Source organism: Streptomyces sp. NPDC107517 (genome assembly GCF_055582645.1).
On record NZ_JBVJPM010000082.1, the window covers coordinates 1 to 5,347 of the forward strand.

Consider the following 5,347-nt stretch of genomic DNA (forward strand, 5'->3'; position numbering starts at 1 on the left):
GTGGGGAGTTCTAACCAGCCGTACGTGGGGAATCCCGAGGCCGTCAGTGGGGCGCTAAATGGCCGCCCATGGGGAGCTTGGCATGACCGCCGTCACTCGACCGGGGGCCTGGTCGACGGCGGCCCCACCACCCCTGACCTCGGCGAGGCACTCGGCACCCAGGACGGGCCCCGCGCGGCAGCCGTCGATGACGTGGACGGCGACGGCATCGACGACGTGCTCGCCTCCGGCTCCGGAGCGGCCCTGAACACCGGCAAGATCACCGTTCTGTACGGCGCCCGGTCCGGCCTCGGCAAGGGAAAGCCCGCGCTGGAGCTGACCGACAGCGGCACATACTGGGGCACGGGCTCACAGGCCGGTGATGTGAACGGCGACAAGATACCCGACCTGGTGACCCACCGGTCGGGCTTCAGCCTCAACGACACCGATCGGATCCTACTGCTGCCCGGCGGACCGCAAGGACCCCAGCAGGACAAGGAGCAGGTTCTCTCCGGTGACGATCCGAGCATCCGGAACAAGATCCCACGAACGGCGGACTTCGGCGTCTCCGACCTGCTCGACGTGAACGGCGACGGCCTGCAGGACCTGATCACCTACTCGGAGTTCGACTACGAACGCCACGGCGCCTTCCTGGTCCTCCCGGGCTCACGCAACGGGATCGACACGGGCCTGGCGCAACGCTTCACCCCCGAGGACCTCGGAGTTCAACTCAAACTGAAGTGACCTGTGCCCAACTCACCGTGAAGTGACCGGCATCGACCTCCTCACCCTCTTGTCCGGAGCAACCCCTGCTGGAGCGAGCGCCGTACCCTCGCCGACGAAGCTGCGCCGGCAGTGTGACAGCCGTACGGAGCCGGAGGCGGATCATGCCTGTGGTGCACTCGCCGGACGACACCGGCACGCCGACCGCCGGCTGCGCGAACGGCAGGCCGTGCAGGGCGATACCCAGCGGGTCCTCGGCGTCGGAAACCGGACCGCCGCGCAGGTCCCCCTCGCTGCATCGGGTGGGCCGAGGAAACCGATGACGACGCCGGCCTCACGGTGAAGTCGAGGCCGTCGACGGCTGTCTTCTCGCCGTAGGGCTTCGTCAGGCGGTCAACTTGACCGGCCCTGAAGGGCCGGGCTTGGAGGTAGTGCCCGGCTGGCTGCTGGGTTGGCTCCTCCGTCCAGACACCCGTTATGGGGTGGCAGGGACGCGTGACTCACGCCCCGCTGTCCACGCGGTCTCGCCACGAGTGGCGATGTTGCGGGAAGCATTCCGGTCAGCGTGGGCAACGACCCCGCAGTTCCGGCAGATGAAGGTGGCTTGGTCGACGCGGTTCTTCTTGTCGACATGGTCGCAGTCGGCGCATGTCTGGCTGGTGTATGCAGGGTCGACATACACCAGCGGGACGCCCGCGCGGCGGGCCTTGTATGCGAGGAAGGATCCGAGCTGGTGGAACGCCCAGGAGTGGAGCGTGACCCGTTGGGGCTTGCGGAGCCGTACCCTCTGCCGGATGCCGCCCAGGTCTTCCAGGGCGATGCCGGACGAGGTGCGTTCAGCCTCGGTCACAATCTTCTTCGCGATGATGTGGTTGATGTTCTTGGCGTGCCGCTGTTCCTTGCGGCGCCGCATCCTCAGCCGCCGTTTGGCGGACTTGGTGCCTTTGGCCTGTAACTTCCGGCGCAGTTCGCGCTGTTGTCTGCGGTGGCGGTTCATGTTGCGTCCGGCGGCTTTGTAACCGGTGGAAGTGGTGGCGATGTTGGCTATGCCCAGGTCCACGCCGATGAACGCGCCAGGTTCATAGAGATCGGGCTCAGGGATGTCGCACACGGCGACCAGGTAGAAGGAGCCATCCCGTTCGAGGAGGTCCGACTCGCCCTGCCGGTGCTCACGCAACGTCTTGAGCGCGTCGGCAGAGCAGGTGAAGCGGATGTTTTTCAGCCGTCCGGATGTGGTCCAGATGCTGACCGTCTTCGCGTCGTACTGCCATGACAGGCACCGGTCATCAAAGGGATGTGCGGCCTGGGGCCGGAAAGTGACCGGCTTCGTCTGTGCCTTGCGCTGGCGCTGGGAACCCGGCTTTCCCAGGTTCCCAGCCCGGATGTTCGCCTTCAGCGTGGTGTAGGCGTCGCGCACCTTCTTGATGGTGTGCTGGGCGGCCTGCGACCCGATCCCGCGGGCCCGCAGCTCGGCGTAGGTGTGCCTGCGCAGTTCGTACTCACGCGGTACACCGTGCTCGAAGGCGACTTCCGAGACCCAGCACGCGGCCTCGTTCACCGTGCGCAGGGTCGCCGACAGCGCGGAAGCCTGGTTGGCCTGCGGCATCAGCTTCACCTGCACCACAATCTTCACGAGCGCGATCGTATCGTTGACCAATGTCACCCCGCTGGCATCAGCTTCGAAACCGAACTGGTCGAGGTCAACGGCGAGAAGGACCACGTCCATCTGCTGGTGCACCACCCACCAAAAGTGGCCCTGCTCCGTCTCGCCAGTTCCCTCAAAGGCGTCTGGGCCCGGAGCCTGCGCCAGGAGTTGCCCGCCTACATCCGTACGTACCTGTGGGGCCTGCGCCTCTGGTCGCCGTCCCACTTCGCCGCGTCATGCGGCGGCGCCCCGCTCGGCATCACATACATCAAGAACCGGAAACGTCCCGGCTGACGCCAACAGCGCGGACCCGTGCCCCAGCCCGGGTCAAAGCAGTCCAGAGAAGCGATACCCTCCCGGGCTTGAACGCCCGGAGTTCCTCGCTAGAGCACGGTGAATCTTGGTCACGGTTGCAGGATGACGGAGCCCCACCGGAACGTCTGGTGGGCTCGGTATCACGGAGGGAAGCACCCTTCCGGCGCCGCCCGGTACGACGGGGCCGATCGGAACCCTGGTGCAGTACCGGGGATACCACGCCTCCCTCGTAGCAGCGACGTATCCGCACGCAGGCTGCCCTCTCCACCACAGGGCTCGGCGACCCGATACCGGGACTGGTCGTGGCGCAGGGGCGCGGGGCCGAGTGGGCCCAGTACGCCTCTTCACCGGCCAGGAGCGCGCGGAAGCCCTCCACTGGGGCTGGGCTGCTGTGCGTTGGCCGGGCGAGGCCCTGGGTCAGTCTCGGGTGCGGCGGCGCAGCCGGTGAGTTACGGCCCGTTGGGACAGGGGGCCGAATCCTTCCAGGGCCTGGGCGAGGACGGCGAGCTGTTCGAGCGAGTCCAGGGCGCGGGAGGCACCCTCGGGGTCGACGCCCTCGTACAGTTCGATGCCGACGAAGGAGGCGGCCGCAGCACGGGCCAGCCCGGCGGGGTCGGCGAAGGCGGCCAGGGGGGTCGCGGCGAGCAGCCGGGTCAGGACGGTCTCCAGCTCTTCGATCCACAGCGCGAGCCCGGCGGAGGTCGCGGCCGCGAGGGCGGGCGCGGTCTGGCCGGCGGCAAGCAACTGGCCGAGGACAGCCACCTGTCCGGCGGCCCGCTCCTCGGCGTGCATCGCGCGGGCGAAGGTCAGGAGTTCCGTGAGGGAGTCCAGAGCGGCGAGCCGCTCGCGGTAGCGGGCGACGCGCTGCTCGGCGCCGTGCACGCAGGCGGCGGCGAGGAGCTCGTCGACGGAACCGAAGTGGTAGAAGATCAGTGCCTGGTTGACCCCGGCGGTGGTCGCGATCGAGCGGGCCGAGGTCTTGGCGATGCCCTGCTCGACCAGGGTGCGCAGGGTCCCTTCGAGGAGTTTGAGGCGGGTGGCCCCGCCGGACGCGCTCATGCGCGGGCCTCCTCGCGGACGGGCCGCATGTCGGCGCGGAGTCCGCGGCCGCCTGCGTCGACATACTCGGCGGTGAAGGAGCCGTGGTAGCCGAAGAGGAAGCCGAAGTGCCGGTTGGTCACGCGCACCCGGATCCGGAAGCGGCCGGTGCTCTCGTCGAACGACTCGCGGACCTCGGCTTCGCCTCCGATCAGGGACGGGACGCGGACGTCGATGGGGCCTTCGCGGAAGCGGTGGTCGCCGGAGCGGATGAGGAGCGAGCCGTCGGGTTCGGCGCTCATGTGGAGGTCGCTGGCGAGGTGCTGGTGGGTGCCGAGGTAGTCGAGGACGCAGTCGCGCTCGGGGCTGAAGACCATCGTGGCGTCGAAGCGGTGGGGGCCGTCAGGCAGTTGGAAGGTCCGCACGAAGGTGACGGTCTCGCGACCGAAGGAGTCTGTATAGGGGAAGTTCTCGATGACGAAGGGCACGTCGTGCCCCTCGCGTGGGACGAGGATGTTGCGCGTCCCGCCGAGCCGGAGGAACGGCTTGACGAAAGGGACCCCGTGGCGGATCCGCTTCATCGTCCCGCGTCCGACGCAGGCTTCGCCGCTGTCGAGCCCGACGGAGAAGCGCCGCCGGATCTCGGGGTGCAGGCGGCCGAAGTCGGCGCCCATGTGGGTGTGGAAGATCGAGGTCACGAGGGCTCCAGGGTGGAGAGCAGGCGCGGGACGCGGACGCGCCCGGCCGGGGTGCGTCGGCAGCGGCGTGCGGCGGGGGTGCCGGGCAGCGGGGGCAGCAGGGCGGCGAGGGAGGCCGTGCCTGCAGCGAGGGCGAGCGGGGCGACGGGAGAGGCGAGCAGGGCGGCGAGGACCAGGACCAGACGCAGGGCGCACTCGCCGAGGGCGCGGGCGAGTGCGGCGCGCGGGTGGGTGCCGCGTTCGCACCACAGCCGCAGCCGGTCGAAGGACCAGGCGGTGGCCCAGCCCATGAGCGGACGGAAGACCAGCCGGTCGGCGAGGGCTCCGCAGCGGCCCCAGCGCGGGCGGTAGTCGTAGCCGGTCAGGAAGCGGATTCCGGTGGGGCCGGGGACGTATCGCCAGTAGCCGCTGCCCTCGGCGAGCAGCGAGAGCGGGTGGCCCGAGGCGAAGCGCAGCGTCGAGACGCGCGTGCCGTCGGACCGCTGCCGCTCGCCCGCGCTGACTCCGGTGCCGGCGATCCACAGGAGGGGCAGCAGCCGGATCGCGTAGCGGAAGCGCTGTGGCGCCCCTTCGGCGTGGGGCAGGTAGGAGATCGAGGTGAACCTCAGGTCCCAGGACTGGTGCCGCGCCGGGTCCTGGGTCCGCTCCCAGAGGACGTCCATGTCGGCGTCGATCACTGTCTCCACGTACAACCGCATGGCCGCCACCTCCCCCTCCTCACGGTTTGAGCGTTCGCTCAAATTGCAAGCTAGCCCAGTTTGAGCAAGTGCTCAAGAAGATCGGCAGGCCGGTTGGAGCGTGCGCTCAGGACGCTCCTCACACCCTGCGGGCCACCTATGTCGCCCAGCGGGGCCGACTAGTACTCCAGCAGGATTTCGCTGTCTGACCTGGTCTTTTCGCCGGGTGGCGGGAGTGTAGCGGGACTTCGATCGTGCGGGGGCGGTCTCAC

Annotated in this window: 5 protein-coding genes and 1 pseudogene; 2 read left to right on the forward strand and 4 right to left on the reverse strand. The window is 69.0% G+C overall.

Annotated features, from left to right (window positions below; translation table 11 throughout):
- On the forward strand, window positions 1-723 hold a 723-nt coding region (locus ACZ67T_RS46050; protein ID WP_469993027.1), incomplete at its 5' end, for an FG-GAP-like repeat-containing protein.
- 454 nt (window positions 724-1,177) lie between these two features.
- On the opposite strand, the gene ACZ67T_RS46055 is transcribed toward ACZ67T_RS46050, so the two are convergent.
- The gene (locus ACZ67T_RS46055; protein ID WP_469993029.1) at window positions 1,178-2,308 is read right to left on the reverse strand and encodes an RNA-guided endonuclease InsQ/TnpB family protein; all 1,131 of its coding nucleotides are present in this window, start codon (window positions 2,306-2,308) and stop codon (window positions 1,178-1,180) included.
- Window positions 2,309-2,380: 72 nt separating this feature from the next.
- Between ACZ67T_RS46055 and tnpA the strand changes: the two are divergent.
- A pseudogene (gene tnpA, locus ACZ67T_RS46060) lies at window positions 2,381-2,641 on the forward strand (IS200/IS605 family transposase); the annotation flags it as partial.
- Window positions 2,642-3,079: 438 nt separating this feature from the next.
- Here the strand turns inward: tnpA and ACZ67T_RS46065 are convergent.
- Genes ACZ67T_RS46065 through ACZ67T_RS46075 form a run of 3 tightly spaced genes read right to left on the reverse strand, consistent with a single transcriptional unit; the run spans window position 3,080 to window position 5,096 of the window.
- Window positions 3,080-3,721: a TetR/AcrR family transcriptional regulator gene (locus ACZ67T_RS46065; protein ID WP_469993031.1), complete on the reverse strand. Its 642-nt coding sequence runs from the start codon at window positions 3,719-3,721 to the stop codon at window positions 3,080-3,082.
- Entirely contained in the window at window positions 3,718-4,398 is a 681-nt protein-coding gene (locus tag ACZ67T_RS46070; RefSeq protein ID WP_469993034.1) for a DUF4166 domain-containing protein, read from the reverse strand. Before ACZ67T_RS46070 ends, ACZ67T_RS46065 begins: the two co-directional genes overlap by 4 nt.
- Window positions 4,395-5,096 carry a hypothetical protein gene (locus ACZ67T_RS46075; protein WP_469993036.1) on the reverse strand — a complete coding sequence of 234 codons (702 nt, stop codon included), beginning with the start codon at window positions 5,094-5,096 and terminating at the stop codon, window positions 4,395-4,397. The genes ACZ67T_RS46070 and ACZ67T_RS46075 overlap by 4 nt, the downstream gene beginning before the upstream one ends.
- Window positions 5,097-5,347 lie beyond the last annotated feature (251 nt).

What these genes read in the sequence shown, in the direction of transcription:
- ACZ67T_RS46055 (WP_469993029.1), bottom strand. Translation starts at nt 2,308, where the DNA reads ATGCCGCAGGCCAACCAGGCTTCCGCGCTGTCGGCGACCCTGCGCACG.
- ACZ67T_RS46065 (WP_469993031.1), bottom strand. Translation starts at nt 3,721, where the DNA reads ATGAGCGCGTCCGGCGGGGCCACCCGCCTCAAACTCCTCGAAGGGACC.
- ACZ67T_RS46075 (WP_469993036.1), bottom strand. Translation starts at nt 5,096, where the DNA reads ATGCGGTTGTACGTGGAGACAGTGATCGACGCCGACATGGACGTCCTC.